Below are 19,493 nucleotides of genomic sequence, written 5' to 3'. Positions count from 1 at the left end.
TCACTTCCTTATTTTGCGTCGTACCAAGTTGGACCGTAAGAATAATCAACTTTCAACGGAACTGCGAGTTCAATTGCATGCTCCATTACTTCTGGTACAAGCTTCTCTAATTTTTCAATTTCTTCTTTTGGCGCTTCAAATATCAATTCATCGTGTACTTGCAGAAGTAGACGCGCCTGTAATCCTTCTTCTTCTAGACGGTCTGCCATAATAATCATTGCTTTTTTAATAATATCTGCCGCAGTCCCTTGAATTGGTGTATTCATAGCCGTACGCTCAGCAAAGCTACGTAAATTGAAATTACGACTCGTAATTTCCGGAATATAACGGCGGCGATTTAATAATGTAGCCACATACCCTTTTTGTTTCGCATCTTTTACGATGTCACTCATGTATTCTTGTACACCAGGGAAACTTTCTAAATACTTTTCAATAAATTCCGCTGCTGCTTTTCTTGTAATTCCTAAGTTTTGTGAAAGACCGTAATCACTAATACCATATACAATTCCGAAATTGACAGCTTTCGCTTGTCGTCTCATATTCGAAGTTACTTCATCTTTTTCAACGCCAAATACATCCATCGCTGTTTTCGTATGAATATCCATATCATGTTGGAACGCTTCAACTAGCCCTTTATCATTTGCAATATGAGCTAATACACGAAGTTCAATTTGTGAATAATCTGCCGCGTACATAATCCATCCTTCTTCTGATGGAACAAATGCCTGACGAATCTTTCTTCCTTCTTCTAATCGAATCGGGATATTTTGCAAGTTCGGATCCGTTGAACTTAATCGACCTGTTTGCGTTAATACTTGATTGAAACGAGTATGGATTTTAGATGAATCTTCATGTACAACTTTTAATAAACCTTCAATATAAGTTGAATTTAGTTTCCCTAATTGACGATAATGTAAAATGTTTGGAATAATTTCATGGCGATCCATAAGCTTTTCTAGTACATCAGCTGACGTAGAATAACCTGTTTTCGTCTTTTTAATAACTGGTAAGTTTAAGTTTTCAAACAGAATAACACCAAGCTGCTTCGGTGAATTAATATTAAATTCTGTTCCCGCAAGCTTATAAATTTCCTGTTCCATTTCCTTTAATCTACCTGCAAGTTCTTCTCCCATATTACGAAGACGCTCCGTATCAACTTTTACACCTTTTACTTCCATATCAGCTAATACACGCGCAAGTGGTAATTCTAACTCTGTAAACAGTTCATATTGCTCATTCTTTTGTAACTCTTCTACGAATGTTTGCTTTACATCATATAATACGTGCACTTTACGAGCTACATGCTCCGCTACTACTTCTAGCTCTGGAACAGCACGCTTCGCACCTTTTCCGTAAACTTCTTCATCGGATTTCACAGCATGTGTTTCTTTCATTTTTGCTACAGTACGGAAATCTTTATCCGTATCAGCCGGGTCAAGTAAATAAGCAGCGATTAATAGATCAAAGTCAATCCCTTGCATATCTATCCCGTTCCATTTAAGTGCAACGATTGCACGCTTCGCATCAAATGTATGCTTTCTCATTTCTCCATCTGCAAGCCACTCTTTAAAAGCGTCTGACTTAAGAGCAATGTCTGTTTGAATAAAGTAACAGCCATTTTCATTTTGAATACCAAAACCTTGAATGTCCGCTCTGTGATAGTTATCTTCTTGTACTTCAACAATAAGCGCACTATCTTGCTGAAGCATTTCTTCTGTAATTTCTTCCACAATATCAAATGTAATATCATCTAATTCAGCTGGAGTCGTTTCTTCTGGCGTAACACCTAATTTATTTAAAAGGGATGTAAATCCTAAATTCTCGAACATTGGAATCACATCACTTGCTTCATACCCTTTATACTCCATATCATCCACATGCACTGTAATCGGTGCATCTGTAATAATAGTTGCAAGATCTTTACTCATAAGAGCTTGGTCTTTATTTGCTTCTAGCTTTTCTTTTAATTTCTTCCCGCTTACTTGATCTATATTTTCATACACTGCCTCGACCGTTTCAAACTGTGTTAACAATTTAATCGCAGTTTTTTCACCAACTCCTGGTACACCTGGAATATTATCTGACTGGTCTCCCATTAAACCTTTCATATCGATAATTTGCTTTGGTGATAAGCTATATTTCTCAAATAAAGCTTCTTTCGTATATTCATCCACTTCTGTAATCCCTTTGCGAGGAATACATACGAGTGTATTATCTGAAACAAGTTGCAGTAAGTCTTTATCTCCTGAAATAACTTTTACATGAAACCCTTGTTCACTCGCTTCTTTCGCTAACGTCCCCATAATGTCATCCGCTTCATAATTTTCTAATTCATAACGCGGTACGTTGAATGCATCAAGCATCTCACGAATAAACGGGAATTGCTCTGATAATTCAGGTGGAGTCTTTTGACGTCCTCCTTTATACTCACTATACGTTTTATGACGGAATGTCGTTTTACCCGCATCAAACGCTACTAACATATGCGTTGGTTTTTCTTCCTCTAATATTCTCATTAACATCATTGTAAAACCGTAAATTGCGTTCGTATGTATACCTTTGTCGTTATTTAAAAGCGGTAGTGCAAAGAAAGCACGATACGCGATATTATTACCATCTACTAATACGACCTTTTTTTCCAAACCAGAAACCTCCCCATACAAATTTGAAATGATTTTTTTCACAGAAAAAACCGTTCCTTTCCTCTCTCTATATTAACATGACTAATAGAGAGAAGAAAAATAACGGCTATTTTCTATCATATATACAAACGTTTACTAACATAAAAGGGAAGTGACGAGAACAGCATAACCATTCTCGTCCAAAATTACTCCTTGGATGAAGGGGTTTTCATGTATTATATTAACAGACCTTTATTAATATTTAATTAAGCCATTGTTAATATATTGTAAACATCCTTCATCCTATTTTTCAGTTGCTGATTTTGGTAAAACAACTGTAAATGTTGTCCCTTCCCCAACTTCACTATCCACTGTAATCGTACCGTGATGTGCCTCAACTAAATGCTTTACAATCGATAATCCAAGGCCTGTACCACCAGTATTTCTACTTCTCGCTTTATCCACTCGGTAAAAGCGTTCAAAAATACGCGGAATTTCATCTTTACTAATACCAATTCCGGTATCCGATACTTTTATATAAGCATTATATTTATCTTCTGCTAATTCTACAGAAACAACGCCTCCAGCCGGCGTATATACGATTGCGTTATTCATTAAATTAATAAAGATTTGCTTCAAACGACTTGGATCTCCAATGACCGAGACTCCTTTTAGCGCATTTACTTGTAAAGAAATTTCTTTTTCTCCTGCTTTGTTATCAAGGACCATACGAATGTCTTCAAGAAGTCCCTTCATATCAACGGTCCCCATACTCAATTTAAATCCTTGTTGCTCAATCTTTGATAAATCTAATAAATCTTCAATTAACCCTTGCATGCGTTCACTTTCTTTTAAAATAATGTGCAAGAAATGTTCGCAGAATTTTTTATTATCCATAGCACCGTCCAAGAGCGTTTCTGAAAAACCTTTAATAGAAGTAATCGGTGTCTTTAGTTCATGAGACACATTCGCTAAAAAGTCTTTTCTCATTTGTTCTAATTTCTTTAGCTCAGTAATGTCATGGAATACAAGAACAATCCCTTTCCATTCATGGTTCGTCCCGATAATCGGCGCTCCATATACTTCAAAATGCTTTCGCTCAATTCCAAGCGGCAATAACATTTGTTTACGCACTTTCACTTCTGTCATAAAGATTTCTTCCACGAGCTCTATAATTTCTGTATGATGAAACGACTCATAATATAAACGATCTAAATATTCTTCATCTGTTACGTGGAAAGTCTCCTTATAAGAACGGTTTACAAGGTTTATATAACCGCGGCTATCAATTAAAATCATTCCGCTTCCCATATTTTCAATTAACGTATGCAGACGATCTTGTTGCATTTCTTGCTCAAGTGTCATCTCTTGTAAATTACGGGCTAAAATATTAATCGCTTTACTCAGCATTCCCGTTTCATCCGAATGACTTTCATAAGCGCGTGCTTTATAATTTCCCTTCGCTAATTCGATAGCAACTTTCGTAACAGATTCAATCGGCCTAATATATTGCCCTGTAATTTTCATACCTAAAAATACGACTACGAGACAAGCGATAACAAATCCGATAATTAATAATCCCCACGTTTTTTGATGAACAGATTTCAAAGGCTCAATTGTACTTTTCACCAAAATGTACCCTTGTTTTCCTGCTACATCTTGAACGAATACCGCATGGTAAAATTCATTATTCTGATCTGTTTCTTTCGTAATGACTTTGTTTCTTTGTTTTGTTGTTTCAGAAGAAAGTTCTTTAATCATCCCTTGACTAAAAGCAGACTGTTCTCCTCCGCTATATTGAACTTTCTTTTTTTCATCTACAAATGCAATAGAAGCCTGTATTTTTTCTTCTAACTTTTCAAATACATATGGATTTTTTAAAACATCATCAAAACCCTGTTCTTCTGCTAATACCGCAACATACTCTGTTTCTTTTACCATTCTCTCTTTGGCATGATCTATATAGTAGTTTTCAAACACGGTTTCCAGTAATAAACCTAGTCCAACTAAAATAAATACAATAAGAGAAACAAATGTAAAAAGAAGCCTGGAACGAAATTTATTCATCCCCTTTTGGCTCCTCTAATTTATATCCTAAACCACGTATCGTTTTAATGTACGTCGGTTTTTTCGTATTTTGTTCAATTTTATCGCGCAAATGGCTAATGTGAACGTCAACAATTCGTGTATCACCAGCAAAATCATAGTTCCATACAGCACTTAATAATTGATCACGTGTCAACACGCGACTTTTATTTTTCGCAAGATAAACAAGTAGTTCAAATTCTTTTGGTGTTAATTCAAGCTTTCTTCCTTGGAAATAAGCCTCATAAAATTCCGGCAAAATTTTAAGTTCAGCAAGTGTGATGCTCTCTTCATCTGACGCTTCTTTCACTTGCTCTTCTTGTTGTAATTTCGTGCGGCGCAAAATTGCCTTCACACGCGCAACAACTTCCCTTGGGCTAAATGGCTTCGTCATATAATCATCTGCCCCAAGTTCAAGACCTAGCACCTTATCAAATTCATCATCTTTTGCTGTTAACATTAAAATCGGCGTCATAACGCGCTGCAATCGTAATTCTTTACACACTTCCATACCATCCATTTTTGGAAGCATTAAATCTAATATAATTAAATCTGGGCGTTCTGTTGTCGCTTTTTGAAGCGCCATTTCTCCATCCATCGCTGTTATCACTTCAAACCCAGCTTGTTGTAGATTAAATTCAATTAAAGTTAAGATAAACTCCTCATCATCAACTACTAAAATACGATTGTTCATTCTTTTCCTCCAAGTTATAGACTTGAAACCTTCTTCATCCTAGTATTTTCCCCGTTATTCTCATCATACTAGAAAACAAGGTACCTCTCAATATAATTGTCTATACATGGAGCTCGTTTCTACTAATGCTTCGAAAATAAAAGCAATTAAAACTTCATTCTCTCTCCGCTATCCAAATTCGGTAGATAAACCTACCTTTTTCAAAGTATTTTTCCGTATGAACCATAAATCCCCTCTCCTGCGCTAGGAAAAACGAAAGAGCATACGCTATTTTATAGTCCAGTGTTTCATATCCATCAAATAGTCTTCCATACATTTCATTCGCGACCCCCTCTGCCCACACTTCAGCTTCTCTTATCGTTTCAAAAATAATGTCTTCTCTCTTCCACTTCACCTTAAAAACACCCCTTTCATTGACTTCAATTACCAATAAATATATTATTAATTTAAATATATAAATAAATACGATTCAGGAGGCTATTATGCGAGTATTACTACCTATTTTAACTTTAGTAGTAACATGTTTCCTTACTTTTAACGTACCAAGCTGGGATACGATTAAAACAGGTTGCTCAGAATTTGCCGAAGGGTTTAAAGAAGGATTTTTCAACTAAAAATAGCGCTAGCCCCTTATAGTAAGGTATGCTAGCGCTATTCATATTTTCATGCTTTAAAAATTATCTAATGCTTTTTCCATAATAGAAACTGATTTAAAAGGCGGCGTTACTGTTAAAGAACCCTTTACAACCGTTTCTCCTTTTTCATCATGAGCAGATACAAGCATATCAATTGTATGTTCCTCCTCAGAAACAGCCACAACTTCAAAGTGGATTTGTAACGTTTCATAATGGTGAACATGCTTCACGAACGTAAGGTCCTTCCTAGTAATATGACTACCTGGACCTGGTAAATATTTCGTAACTGCCGTTGTAATCATTCCCGTTAGCATAATGCTTGGTACAATCGGCTTTTCATACGGAGTTTGGGATGCGTAATCATGCTGAATATATAATGGATTGGCATCATTCGTTAACCCTAAGTACAATAACAAATCTTTATCCTCAATTTTTTCAGTGATAGATAATTTCTCTCCTACTGTAATTTCATCCATTCTACGACCAATTTGAACTTTTTTCTTTAACATGTTACAACCCCCTCCGATTTTTTCACCTTATTATCCTACTAATAGCGATACCTGATCCGAAATTTACTATGATGAGGGCAATGTATAGTATAAATCTATAGTTTCATTATAGGATACACCAAATGATAGCGTTTTCATATTATTTCAAAAAAACATTTGAATAAATAGTAGAAAAAGATTCGGGGCCCCGAATCTTTTTCCGCTTATATTTAATTATTAAACAAGAACCTTCATAACATTACGTACAGATTCTACAGAGCGATCTAACGCTTCTCTTTCATCTGCAAGAAGTTCTAACTCAATAATTTTTTCAATTCCGTTACCACCTAGAATTACTGGTACCCCTAAGTAAAGGTCGCTATAACCATATTCACCTTCAAGGTACGCAATAGCTGGTAATACACGGCGTTGATCTTTTAAGATTGCTTCTGTCATTTCAACTAAAGAAGCAGCTGGTGCGTAATATGCACTACCGTTTCCTAATAAGCCTACAATCTCGCCGCCACCTTTACGGGTACGTTCTACGATTGCTTCTAAACGCTCTTTCGGAATTAACGTTTCTAACGGAATGCCACCTGCATAAGAATAACGTACAAGAGGTACCATATCGTCACCGTGTCCACCAAGAACAAATCCTGTAATGTCTTTCACAGAAAGATTTAATTCTTGTGCAATAAATGTACGGAAACGAGCTGTATCTAATACGCCCGATTGACCGATAACACGCTCTTTCGGGAATCCTGCTTCTTTAAATACAGAATATGTCATTGCATCAACTGGATTTGTTAATACAACAATAATCGCATTTGGTGAATGTTTTGCAATGTCGCGCGTAATACTTTTCATAATTTTAGAGTTTGTTGCTACTAAGTCATCACGGCTCATACCAGGCTTACGTGCAATACCTGCTGTAATAACGACAACGTCAGAATCAGCAGTATCTGCGTAATCAGATGTTCCAATAATGTTAGCATCAAAACCTTGTACTGGGCTCGCTTCTAACATATCTAACGCTTTCCCTTTTGTTGGATTTTCCAGTTGTGGAATGTCCACTAATACAACATCTGCAAGTTCTTTTTGTGCTAATAAGAATGCTGTTGTTGCTCCTGTAAATCCTGCACCGATGACTGAAACTTTCTTGCGTTTGATTGTCATAATTTACCCCCCGCTTTAATTATGCATTTTTGATTATCGCTACATCCATGTTTTTAATAAGTTCATTAGCGAACTCAGAACATTTCACTTCTGTTGCACCTTCCATTAAGCGTGCGAAATCATAAGTTACTACTTTTGAAGCAATTGTTTTCTCAACTGAATCAGTTACTAATTTCGCAGCTTCGTTCCATCCTAAGTGCTCTAATAATAATACACCAGAAAGAAGAACCGAAGATGGGTTTACTTTGTCTAAACCTGCATATTTTGGAGCTGTACCATGTGTAGCTTCAAAGATAGCATGTCCAGTCACATAGTTAATGTTTGCACCAGGTGCAATACCAATTCCACCTACTTGTGCAGCAAGTGCATCAGAGATGTAGTCTCCGTTTAAGTTCATTGTTGCAACAACATCGAACTCACGTGGACGAGTTAAAATCTGTTGTAAGAAGATGTCTGCAATAGAATCTTTTACGATGATTTTCCCAGCCACTTCAGCGTCTGCCATCGCTTTATTCGCTGCATCTTTACCATCTTTCTCAACGATACGGTCATATTCAGCCCAAGTAAATACTTTATCGCCGAATTCTTGTTCCGCTACTTCGTAACCCCAGTTTTTGAAAGCACCTTCTGTAAATTTCATAATGTTTCCTTTATGAACTAATGTAACAGAAGAACGTTTTTCGTTAATTGCATATTGAATTGCAGCACGAACAAGACGCTTTGTCCCTTCTTCTGAGATTGGTTTAATACCAATACCAGATGTTTCTGGGAAGCGGATTTTATTAACACCCATTGCTTCTTTTAAGAAAGCAAGGACTTTTTCTGCTTCTGGAGATCCTTGTGCATATTCAATTCCAGCATAAATGTCTTCTGTATTCTCACGGAAAATAACCATATCAGTATCTTCCGGACGTTTTACAGGTGAAGGAACACCATCAAAATAACGAACTGGACGTAGACATACATATAAATCTAATTCTTGACGAAGTGCTACGTTTAGAGAACGAATACCACCGCCAACTGGAGTTGTAAGTGGACCTTTAATCGCGATTAAATATTCACGGATTAAATTTAAAGTTTCTTCTGGTAACCACTCGCCTGTTTGGTTGAATGCTTTTTCCCCTGCAAGCACTTCTTTCCAAACGATTTTCTTCTCACCATCATAAGCTTTTTCAACTGCTGCTTCTAGTACACGAGATGCAGCTGCCCAAATATCAGGACCAATTCCATCTCCTTCGATAAATGGAATAATCGGATTGTTTGGTACATTCATAACACCATTAGTTACAGTAATTTTTTCACCTGTCGTCAATGTGATAACCCCCATGTTTGAAATTTCATATGTATGAAACTGAGGGAATAACCCCTCAGTTCAAACCGTTATTTAAATTAAAATATTCTAATCATTACGTCTTTCCGAAAAAATCAGACTTTTGAAAGCGTATTTTCACTATCAAAATAGTGTTTTTCGCTTATCGTTGCGCAATTGGAACGTACACTTGATGTGTTGGTCCATTATAATCAGCACGCGGACGGATTAAACGGTTGTTTTCATATTGTTCTAGAATATGAGCTAACCAGCCTGACATACGGCTAATTGCAAAAATAGGTGTAAATAAGTCATGGTCAATTCCTAAACAATGGTATACAGAAGCTGAATAGAAATCAACATTTGGTGGAAGACCTTTTTCTTTTGTTACAATGTCTTCAATTTTGATAGACATATTATACCATTTGTCTTCTCCTAAAAGCACGCATAATCTCTTAGACATTTCGCGTAAATGTTTTGCACGCGGATCACCCTGCTCATATACACGGTGGCCAAAGCCCATGATTTTCACTTTATTTTGAAGAGCATTATGAATATATGATTCTACATTTTCTTCTTCGCCAATTTCAGTTAGCATCTTCATTACATTTTCGTTTGCCCCGCCGTGAAGAGGACCTTTTAACGCACCGATTGCTGCTGTAATACCAGAATATACATCTGAAAGTGTTGCTACACAAACGCGTGCAGTAAATGTAGAAGCGTTTAACTCATGATCTGCGTGAAGTACAAGCGCCTTATCAAAAGCTTCAATTTCAACTTCATTTGGCTCGCGATCATTTAACATGTACAAGAAGTTTGCAGCTAATGATAAATCATTTCTAGGCTCAACAACATCTAAACCTTTACGAATTCTTGCATAAGCAGCAACTAAAGTTCCCACTTGAGCCTGCAATTTAACCGCTTTCAAATAATTGGAGTTTTCATCCATAATTTCAGCGCTCTCATCGTATAATGATAGCATGGAAATTGCAGTTCGTAAAACAGACATCGGATGTGCGATTTTTAAATCTACTTGTTTCAAATATGTTAAAATCTCACCTGGAACTTTATAGTATTCCGATACAATCTCTTTAAATTTCGCTAGTTCTTGTTCATTAGGAAGCTTGCGATGCCATAATAAGTACACTACTTCTTCAAATGTAGCATTCTCAGCTAAATCATCAATATTATACCCAACATAAGTTAATGTATCATCAATAATAGAGCTCACAGATGATGTTGTTGCTACTACCCCTTCTAAACCTCGAATAACAGTCATGACATTCTCTCCTTTTCCTGAAAATTCTCCCAACCTTGCTCCTTATATCTATTTGCTCCCCTTTTGAATTATGAACGCCCGTTCACTCTTTAGGCAAGCAAAATGCACGATCATGCAAATTTGTTGCGATGTTCCCCTCTTATGTCCATTGTCTACATGGAAAGCATGAGCGTGAATGTCTCCCCGAATCCTCACGCTCAAAACAACAAGTTAGTGAGGAAAATTAATTCCGAAGAGTTTTATGATAAAAACAACATAAAACAATATCATTATAAAATTGTTTTATGTTGTTTTTATTTTATCTGGTGTAAAGTCTCTGCTGTTATGTAACTTTTCAAAGTTTCTAATCCTATTATAAACAATTATCTGACTTTTGTGAACAGAAAGAATTCAAAAATTTTATATTACTATAAAATTCCTTATTTAAACATCTGTATAATACTCATAACTGCATAGGCAATTCCAGCCCCAATTAATGGACCTACAGCAACTCCATTAAATAAAGCAACCGCTATAATTGTCCCGAAAACGAGCGCAGTTGTAATATGAGGATCCGTCGTCAATAATTGTACGCCGCCTTTGGCTAACAAAGCAACCGCTACCCCTGAAGCTAAAGCAATCCATGCATAATACGATTTCGCCGCTTCTCCAAGTTGTTTAAAACCTATTTCCCCCGTCGCAATCGGTACGAGTACTGCTATTGTAATAACCGTAACACCAAGGTTAATCCCTTTCGTTTGTAGATAAGGAAAGACTTTATCCCCTAGAAACGTAAATTTCAATAAAAACAACACACCAATAGCTACAGTAAGCGATTGGTTTTTAGCAACAAGTCCTATAATAAGTAGTATGAATAAAAATAACGTTGACTGACTAATCATGTTTGCACTTCCTTTCTGAAAATAATGAACTCATTTCCAAACAAAAATACCTTTAAACCTATCGTTATACATGCTATATCGATGTATATTCAACAATAACCACTTCATTTTTTATGTATTTTAAAATGCTAAAATGAGACTTTCATCATCAAAAATTTAAGCATGTATACATTTTTGAAAACGATTGTCTCTCCTTTCTTTTCTAATAAGAAACAGGTAAAATAAAAAGAAGAGAAAATGAAGTTTTTACCATATAGTAGAAGCATCAACACCAAGCTTTTACAGTCACTCATGTACTGAAAAAGCAGGAAAAATCCATCATTCCACTATAACATAAAGTGAAACTTTAATCAGCGGGGCACACTCGTTATAAGTTGAACGAATTAGGATAATCCAAATTGGAATGGGAGGTATACATCTTTGAACCGAAACTTACTATATATGATATTGCGACTCATATTTGTCATTGTAGCAACGGTAGCCGGGTTCTATGCATTACTATATATGTCAGGACTTATCTACCCTTTTATTATCGCTTTCGCATTTGCTTATTTGATTAATCCCGTCGTCAATTTCCTTAATCAAAAACTACAATTTCCTCGCGCACTAGCAGTACTCGTTAGCTTAATTCTCGTATTCGGAGCTATCGTCGGACTCGTTACATATCTTGTAACGGAAGCAATATCTGCCACAACATACTTACTACAACTTGTTACAGTAAAGTTTCCGGATATCGTTAAATTCGCAGAGCAATTTGCACTTAATCATATTATGCCTCTCTATGATGATTTAATTTCTAAATTTAATCATCTTGGTGAACCACAGCGCTATACGATTACACAAAACATTCAAAACTTAGGAACCGAAGCAACGACGCAAATGAAAGAACTTTTAACTGCTATTATAAGCGGATTAACAAATTTCATTAGTGCATTACCAACAACTTTAACTGTCCTTGTATTCGTTTTATTAGCCACTTTCTTCATTAGTTACGATTGGCACCGTCTTGCTCAGAAAGTAAGAAAATTTTTGCCGAATCGTGTTCATGGCTATGGAAAAACTATTTTTGTCGATTTAAGAAAAGCTTTATTTGGTTTTGTTAAAGCGCAACTTACACTCGTATCTATGACAACTGTTATTGTACTAATCGGACTTTTAATATTACGCGTACCATACGCCATTACTATCGCAATTATTACAGGGGTTGTAGATTTACTCCCGTATTTAGGAACAGGCGCCGTCTTCGTTCCTTGGGTTATATACGTATTTTTCACCGGCGACACTGCTTTCGCCATCGGTCTTCTCATCTTATACATCGTCGTGATTGTCCAAAGACAAATTATGGAACCTAAAGTACTTTCCTCCAATATCGGTCTTGATCCATTAGCAACACTGATTGCTCTATTTGTCGGCTTTAAGCTTTTTGGCTTTTTAGGATTAATCATCGGTCCAGTCATCTTAGTACTACTTAATACATTGCACAAAGCTCGTGTATTCCATGATTTGTGGAAATATATTAAAGGCTCACCTTCAAAATAATAGTTTCTAATTCATATACAACAAAAACTTACATGTAATCAGTGGGAATTTCCCACTGATTATTCCTTGTACTTATTTTTCACACTCATTACATGCAACAAGAGGATTTCCCACAAAAAGGATAATACTCTTGTTTTTTGCATTGAAAACGCATATTTCGAGGTGTTTTTACATATTTATTCTATTTTTTATATAATTATCACTTACATTTATTACTTTTTATGTAAATGAATAAATATACAAAACGGTATAAAATGAGACTTAAACTAACAATTTTCCTGTTCGCATCTAACTTTTCCATACCAATTAATTCTTTTTATATACAAAAACCCGCTTGAGTTCATATGAATTTCCCTACAACACACTCATTAAGAACCACCTACATATCCAATCGAAAAATACACAGCCAATATAATAAGGCAAAACTACGTTTCGTAAGGATTTTGTCCACCACCGATTATTAACTTTCACCAACCGGACTTGTATGAGCAGCCTGATTTCCACTTAACTCCTTCGCATTCACCAAATTTTAAGGCATGATACAGCAAAACTTTAATTAACAGAGCTTCATTCATCTCCCATCCTTTTGCGGGCAAAAAAATAGTACTTAGATCGCTATAATCTAAGCACTATTTCTGCACAATAATAGTAGAACTCTTTCTAAACTTCCATTCCATCCACTTCACAACAAACGGCTTCAACAAAGTCCTCGTCATAGGGAGAACAAAGATAAAACCTATTATATCCGTTACATATCCAGGAAGTACCAAAAGAATACCTCCTACAAAGATAAAAATACCATCCAGTACCGCTCCTCCTGGCATTTCTCCTCTATTCAACTTAGATTGAATCTCTCCAAGCACTTTAAATCCTTGTCTTTTCGCCAAATAGACACCTACAACACCCGTAAATACAATCATAGCGAACGTAGACCATAAACCTATTACATGACTCGATCCAATTAAAACTGTAATCTCAATCGCCGGTATTAAAATAAACAAGAATAGTAACCACTTCATAGTTCTACACCCCTCTCACGCATCACTTTAAAAGAACCCAGAGCACCCGTATACGCTACATAGAAACTAAACACCTTTCCCTATTGAACCTCGTAACAAACGGATTTTAAACGCAATTCTGGGCGTTTCAAGCTGATTCTGCCTCGTTTTTGTGTAAAAAAAAGAGAAGGACTCCGATCCTTCTCTTCGTATTACTTATAGCACTTCCGCATGTCCATTATAAACAATTCCGCGTGCTGCATCAACTGTTACTTCTTGGCCATTTTTTAAAGTTGCTGTTACGCCGTTTACACCAACGATAACAGGAATACCGATTGATACACCTACAACAGCCGCATGGCTTGTAAGACCGCCTTCTTCTACAACTAGAGCAGCAGCTTTTTCGATTGCAGGAATCATATCTTTATCAGTACTTGTTGTAACAAGGATATCACCTTTGTTTACGTTCGCTACAGCTTCAGCAGCTGTTTTCGCTACAACTACTTTACCTTTTGCAGCTTTACGACCGATTCCTTGTCCTTTCGCAACTTCTTCACCAACAACATGGATTTTCATTAAGTTTGTTGTACCAGTTTCAGCAACTGGAACACCAGCAGTGATTACTACAGTGTCTCCAAGTCCAATTAGACCCGCATCCATACCTGTTTGAATTGCAGTATCTAACATTTCGTCAGTAGACGCTGCACGTTTTCCAGCCATAAATGCTTGCACACCCCAAACAAGTGCAAGACGACGTCCCACTTGCTCGTCAGATGTTACAGCTACGATTGGAGATTTCGGACGGTATTTAGAGATCATTTTCGCAGTATGTCCACTTTCTGTTGGAGCTACGATTGCAGCTACATCAAGAGCAAGTGCTGTATGCGCAACAGATTGGCTAATTGCATCTGTAATTGTTGGAGTGAACTCTTTAATACGTTTTTTGAACATATCTTCATATTGTAATGATTTTTCAACACGTACTGCAATGTTAGCCATCATTGTTACTGCTTCTACTGGGTATTGACCAGCAGCTGTTTCACCTGAAAGCATGATTGCATCTGTACCATCGAAGATTGCGTTAGCTACGTCACTTGCTTCCGCACGAGTTGGACGTGGGTTACGTTGCATAGAATCTAACATTTGTGTCGCAGTAATAACCGGTTTACCTAACACGTTGCATTTTTTGATTAGACGTTTTTGTACTAATGGTACTTCTTCTGGTGGAATTTCTACACCCATATCACCACGAGCTACCATTAAACCGTCAGAAACTTCTAAGATTGAATCGATGTTATCGATACCCTCTTGGTTTTCGATTTTTGGTACGATTTGGATGTATTGAGCGTTATGCCCTTCTAATAATTCACGGATTTCTAATACGTCAGATGCTTTACGTACGAATGAAGCTGCGATGAAATCAACTTTTTGCTCGATACCGAAAACGATATCTTTTACGTCTTTTTCAGTGATACCAGGAAGCTTAATGCTTACGTTCGGTACGTTAACACCTTTTTTATTTTTTACAGTTCCGCTGTTTAAAACTTTTGTACGGATGTTTCCGTCAGCTTTTTCGATTACTTCTAGTTCGATAAGACCGTCATCGATTAGAATACGAGAACCTGGGTCTACATCGTCATAAAGACCAGCATAAGATACAGAGAACTTCTCTGCAGTACCTAATACTTGCTCAGTAGAAAGAACTACTTCTGCACCTGTTACAAGCTCAGCTTGTCCGTCTACGAAGTCGTGAGTACGGATTTCTGGACCTTTTGTATCAAGTAAGATACCAACTGTTTTACCAGTTTTCTTTGAAGCTTCACGAATGTTTTTAATACGAGCGCCGTGCTCTTCATGGCTACCATGAGAGAAGTTTAAACGAGCAACGTTCATACCCGCTTCGATTAATTGTTCTAATTTCTCAATACTTTCACTAGCAGGACCTATAGTACATACAATTTTAGTTTTACGCATATTGCACCTCCGAAAATTATGAAACCGTTCCCAAATATCCGACGCTAAGCCGATTAGATGGATAATTCTTTAGATAATTGATACATATCTTTATCGATTGTATGCTTTTGAGCTAACGCTTCGATAATATCATGATCAACAAGTTTATTATCTTGAATACCTACACAACGTCCACCTCTACCAGCAATTAATAATTCAACTGCTCTTGCGCCAAGACGACTTGCTAATACACGATCTTGTGCACTTGGTGATCCACCACGTTGTACGTGACCTAATACAGTTACACGAGTATCAAAGTTTGTTGCTTCTTCAATGTGCTTACCGATGTCAATTGCACTTCCAACACCTTCAGCCACAATGATAATACTGTGTTTTTTACCACGTTCACTACCACGCTTCAGACGAGCAATAACATCTTCCATGTCATACTCTTCTTCTGGAATTAAGATTGTTTCGGCACCATCAGCTAAACCAGCCCATAATGCGATATCTCCAGCATGACGTCCCATTACTTCGATAACATATGTACGTTCATGAGATGTAGCTGTGTCACGAATTTTATCAATTGCATCAATAACAGTATTCAAAGCTGTATCGAAACCAATTGTGAAGTCTGTTCCAGGAATATCATTGTCGATTGTACCTGGTACACCAACACATGGGAATCCTTGTTCAGTTAATTTTTTAGCACCTTGGTAAGAGCCATCTCCACCAATAACAACAAGTCCTTCGATACCGTGTTTCTTTAATTGCTCGATACCTTTTAGTCGTACTTCTGGATCTTTAAACTCAGGACATCTTGCTGTATATAATTTCGTACCACCACGGTGGATAATATCGCCAACAGAACCAAGTTCTAATTTTTCAATATGACCAGAAATTAAACCCGCGTATCCATGGTAAATACCATATACTTCAATATCATGGAAAATCGCTTTACGAACAACTGCACGAATGGCAGCATTCATACCAGGTGAATCTCCACCACTTGTTAATACACCAATACGTTTCATTTGTACTCACCTCATAAAGATTATTTGCCTTATAATAAAATAACACGAAAAAATATAAAAACACAATGGAGAAGATGTGTCTTTTCATAATAAAAACGTGCATTCGCGAAGAGGAACGCACGCTTTTATTATTTTATCCCAATGGAAGCGTTTGAAAACGAAACTTGCCCAATTTTCATATATTTTTCATAACGTTTTTCGATTAATTCATCTTTCGAAATTCCGCTTAATTGTTCAAAAGTTTTCTTAAGCATTAAATCTATATTTTCTGATTGTTTTAAAATATTACGATGCGCTCCACCTTTTGCCTCTGGAATAATTTCGTCAATTACACCTAATTCTTTCAAATCTAATGCTGTAATTTTCATCGCTTCTGCAGCTTCTTTTGCTTTACCAGCGTCTTTCCAAAGAATTGCCGCCGCACCCTCTGGTGTAATAACAGAATACGTGGAATTTTCCAGCATATGAATGTAATCTCCTACTCCAAGACCTAACGCACCACCACTACCACCTTCACCGATAACAATACAAATAACAGGTACCGTTAAACCCGCCATTTCAAATAAATTACGGGCAATCGCCTCACTTTGTCCACGTTCTTCAGCTGCTTTACCAGGATAGGCTCCCTTCGTATCGATGAAACAAATAATAGGACGATTAAACTTTTCCGCTTGTTTCATTAGACGCAGTGCTTTTCGATATCCTTCTGGATGAGGCATCCCAAAATTACGACGAATATTTTCTTTCGTATCTTTTCCGCGTTGGTGCCCAATTACAGTTACAGGCATCCCCTTATATTTCGCAATGCCGCCGACAATCGCTGCATCGTCGCCAAATAGGCGATCTCCATGACATTCAAAAAAATTAGTAAATAAGTGCTCAATATAATCGAGCGTTGTCGGTCGTTCTGCATGACGAGCAATTTGAACACGGTCCCATACTTTCATATTGCCGTATATATCTTCCTCTAATTTTTCTAGCTTGTCTTCCAAAATACGAATCTCCTCACTGAAGTCCATCTGGCTGTTTTTCGTATAGTCTTTCAGTTCACGAATCTTATTTCTTAGCTCAACAACTGGTTTCTCAAATTCTAGCTCTGCCATACAGCCATTTCCCCTCCTTGATGAACTTCTAAAATCTTACGGAGCGATTCTCTCATATCATCACGATGCACAACCGCATCTAATTGACCGTGCTCTAATAAAAATTCTGCCGTTTGGAAATCTTCCGGTAGTTTTTCACGCACTGTTTGTTCAATTACACGTCTACCAGCAAATCCGATAAGTGCACCTGGCTCTGCAAGATTGTAATCACCAAGTGAAGCGAAACTCGCTGAAACCCCGCCCGTCGTTGGGTGAGTCATAACAGAAATAAATAACCCTCCTGCATTACTATGCTTTTTCAAAGCTACGCTTGTTTTTGCCATTTGCATTAAACTTAATATCCCTTCTTGCATACGGGCACCACCCGACGCAGTAAAGATAATAAATGGAACTTGTAAGTCGTATGCTTTTTCAACTGCACGGGCAATTTTCTCTCCTACAACAGAGCCCATGCTGCCCATTCGAAAACGAGAATCCATTACTGCAACAACAACAAGCATGTCATCAATTGTTCCTTCACCAGTTACAACCGCTTCGTTCAATTTAGTCTTCTTACGATCGCTCTCTAGTTTCTCTTCGTATCCTGGAAACTCGAGTGGATTTAATGAAACCATTTCTTTGTCATACTCACGGAATGACCCTTCGTCCAATATACTATCAAGACGTTCCCATGCATTCATAGGATGATGATATCCACAATTCACACATACTTTTAAATTTTTTAGAAGCTCTTTCGTATACATGATTTTTTTACATTTCGGACATTTTGTCATAACGCCATCTGGTACATCTTTTCGTACTTGTTCTGAAGGTATTGCAGCGTACTTTTTCTTTTTCACGAATAAATCTCTTAGCACAATTTGACCCCCTTCATTGAGAGCTAAGGTTAGCGCAAGAAGAAAATTGGGCTAACACCAAAGTTTGATGTTAGCCTTATCTTCTCAATCTGTCTAATAACCTCACTCTTTACGTTTAACTTTAACCGCTACGCGATAGAATGTTTGTCATAACGTGTCATGGTCATTTCGACAAATTTTATACATTACGAGTGAAACTGTATATTCTCTACTAATTCATCGTAAATTTTTAGTGCATCATTTTCTTGTTTTTCTTCCAAAGTAGCATAAAGCTTTCTATACATATCGATAGAATCTCCTGAAACTTCACAAGAAAGAGTTGATACGTAATCATTTACGATCATCCAAATGCGATATAGTAAATAATTATCGACTTGTTCAATGAGTGTTTTAAAGAACGTTTGATGAAGCATCGGAATTGAGTTTTCATTTTCTTCAAGCACTTGATTTAATTTTCTTAGCACTTTAGAAAACGTTTCTTTCGGCAAATTACATACAATTCGAATCATATCTTTCTCAAGCAATCGTTTTGTTTGTAATAAATCACGAATTGTTTTCTCATCTTGCAGCAAGAACGGCGCAATCAATTGTACAAGACCGTTATCGTAAAAGTTTCGAATAAACGTCCCTTCACCACGTCTCGTTTCAATCAATCCTACCAGTTCTAAAGCACGCAATGCTTCTCTTACAGAGGAACGCCCTACGTTTAAACGTGAACTTAACTCACGCTCAGACGGCAAACGATCCCCCGCCACCAATCCATCCTCTTCCATAATGGAACGGATTTTTTTTACAATTTCGAGATATACTTTTGTATTTGATGATGTCAATGGAAATTCCT

General features: G+C 36.9%; 17 protein-coding genes. 2 read left to right on the top strand and 15 right to left on the bottom strand.

Annotated elements, in window-relative coordinates; translation table 11 throughout:
* Positions 1-8: 8 nt before the first annotated feature.
* From polA to QEP67_RS04495, 4 genes are all read right to left on the bottom strand, one after another.
* Positions 9-2,642: a DNA polymerase I gene (gene polA, locus QEP67_RS04510; protein WP_000412833.1), complete on the bottom strand. Its 2,634-nt coding sequence runs from the start codon at positions 2,640-2,642 to the stop codon at positions 9-11.
* Positions 2,643-2,924: 282 nt separating this feature from the next.
* Positions 2,925-4,688: a sensory box histidine kinase PhoR gene (phoR, locus tag QEP67_RS04505; protein ID WP_001032131.1), complete on the bottom strand. Its 1,764-nt coding sequence runs from the start codon at positions 4,686-4,688 to the stop codon at positions 2,925-2,927.
* Entirely contained in the window at positions 4,681-5,400 is a 720-nt protein-coding gene (gene phoP, locus QEP67_RS04500) for a two-component system response regulator PhoP (RefSeq protein WP_001065223.1), read from the bottom strand. Before phoP ends, phoR begins: the two co-directional genes overlap by 8 nt.
* Before the next feature lie 154 nt (positions 5,401-5,554).
* Complete coding sequence (locus QEP67_RS04495) at positions 5,555-5,794, bottom strand: hypothetical protein (protein WP_000871415.1); 240 nt, start codon at positions 5,792-5,794, stop codon at positions 5,555-5,557.
* Positions 5,795-5,882: 88 nt separating this feature from the next.
* Between QEP67_RS04495 and QEP67_RS04490 the strand changes: the two genes are divergently transcribed.
* Positions 5,883-6,014: a hypothetical protein gene (locus QEP67_RS04490; protein WP_001265022.1), complete on the top strand. Its 132-nt coding sequence runs from the start codon at positions 5,883-5,885 to the stop codon at positions 6,012-6,014.
* Positions 6,015-6,070: 56 nt separating this feature from the next.
* Here the strand turns inward: QEP67_RS04490 and QEP67_RS04485 are convergent, their stop codons facing one another.
* The 5 genes from QEP67_RS04485 to QEP67_RS04465 all read right to left on the bottom strand — a co-directional run bounded on the left by QEP67_RS04485 (position 6,071) and on the right by QEP67_RS04465 (position 11,168).
* A complete protein-coding gene (locus tag QEP67_RS04485; protein ID WP_000914190.1) occupies positions 6,071-6,544 on the bottom strand; it encodes a MaoC/PaaZ C-terminal domain-containing protein in 474 nt (157 codons plus the stop codon).
* A 216-nt stretch (positions 6,545-6,760) separates the two neighbouring features.
* A complete protein-coding gene (mdh, locus tag QEP67_RS04480) occupies positions 6,761-7,699 on the bottom strand; it encodes a malate dehydrogenase (RefSeq protein WP_000153234.1) in 939 nt (312 codons plus the stop codon).
* Positions 7,700-7,718: 19 nt separating this feature from the next.
* Positions 7,719-9,011 carry an NADP-dependent isocitrate dehydrogenase gene (gene icd, locus QEP67_RS04475; RefSeq protein ID WP_000206896.1) on the bottom strand — a complete coding sequence of 431 codons (1,293 nt, stop codon included), beginning with the start codon at positions 9,009-9,011 and terminating at the stop codon, positions 7,719-7,721.
* A gap of 160 nt (positions 9,012-9,171) precedes the next feature.
* Positions 9,172-10,320 (bottom strand): citrate synthase, encoded by a 1,149-nt coding sequence (gene citZ / locus QEP67_RS04470; protein WP_000503659.1) that lies wholly within the window; start codon positions 10,318-10,320, stop codon positions 9,172-9,174.
* Positions 10,321-10,706: 386 nt separating this feature from the next.
* Complete coding sequence (locus tag QEP67_RS04465; RefSeq protein WP_000625511.1) at positions 10,707-11,168, bottom strand: DUF441 domain-containing protein; 462 nt, start codon at positions 11,166-11,168, stop codon at positions 10,707-10,709.
* 420 nt (positions 11,169-11,588) lie between these two features.
* Between QEP67_RS04465 and ytvI the strand changes: the two genes are divergently transcribed.
* The gene (gene ytvI / locus QEP67_RS04460) at positions 11,589-12,707 is read left to right on the top strand and encodes a sporulation integral membrane protein YtvI (RefSeq protein ID WP_001081380.1); all 1,119 of its coding nucleotides are present in this window, start codon (positions 11,589-11,591) and stop codon (positions 12,705-12,707) included.
* Between the two features lie 629 nt (positions 12,708-13,336).
* Here the strand turns inward: ytvI and QEP67_RS04455 are convergent.
* The 6 genes from QEP67_RS04455 to QEP67_RS04430 form a co-directional block, all read right to left on the bottom strand.
* On the bottom strand, positions 13,337-13,726 hold the full coding sequence (locus QEP67_RS04455) for an FxsA family protein (RefSeq protein ID WP_000871636.1): 390 nt from the start codon (positions 13,724-13,726) through the stop codon (positions 13,337-13,339).
* Between the two features lie 195 nt (positions 13,727-13,921).
* Positions 13,922-15,679 carry a pyruvate kinase gene (pyk, locus tag QEP67_RS04450; protein ID WP_001232679.1) on the bottom strand — a complete coding sequence of 586 codons (1,758 nt, stop codon included), beginning with the start codon at positions 15,677-15,679 and terminating at the stop codon, positions 13,922-13,924.
* Positions 15,680-15,732: 53 nt separating this feature from the next.
* Positions 15,733-16,692, bottom strand: a complete 960-nt coding sequence (gene pfkA / locus QEP67_RS04445) for a 6-phosphofructokinase (protein ID WP_000821162.1) — start codon at positions 16,690-16,692, stop codon at positions 15,733-15,735.
* Between the two features lie 128 nt (positions 16,693-16,820).
* On the bottom strand, positions 16,821-17,795 hold the full coding sequence (gene accA / locus QEP67_RS04440; RefSeq protein ID WP_000818786.1) for an acetyl-CoA carboxylase carboxyl transferase subunit alpha: 975 nt from the start codon (positions 17,793-17,795) through the stop codon (positions 16,821-16,823).
* Positions 17,783-18,652: an acetyl-CoA carboxylase, carboxyltransferase subunit beta gene (gene accD, locus QEP67_RS04435; RefSeq protein WP_000942866.1), complete on the bottom strand. Its 870-nt coding sequence runs from the start codon at positions 18,650-18,652 to the stop codon at positions 17,783-17,785. The genes accA and accD overlap by 13 nt, the downstream gene beginning before the upstream one ends.
* A gap of 185 nt (positions 18,653-18,837) precedes the next feature.
* Positions 18,838-19,482, bottom strand: coding sequence for a GntR family transcriptional regulator (locus QEP67_RS04430; RefSeq protein ID WP_000204434.1), 645 nt, complete (start codon positions 19,480-19,482; stop codon positions 18,838-18,840).
* Positions 19,483-19,493: the final 11 nt, after the last annotated feature.

The sequence above is a fragment of the Bacillus cereus group sp. MS39 genome, from assembly GCF_040448665.1.
In the GTDB taxonomy this organism is placed as follows: domain Bacteria; phylum Bacillota; class Bacilli; order Bacillales; family Bacillaceae_G; genus Bacillus_A; species Bacillus_A wiedmannii.
The sequence above is the reverse complement of the archived record's forward strand: the minus strand, read 5'-3'. Positions and strand labels throughout refer to the sequence as shown.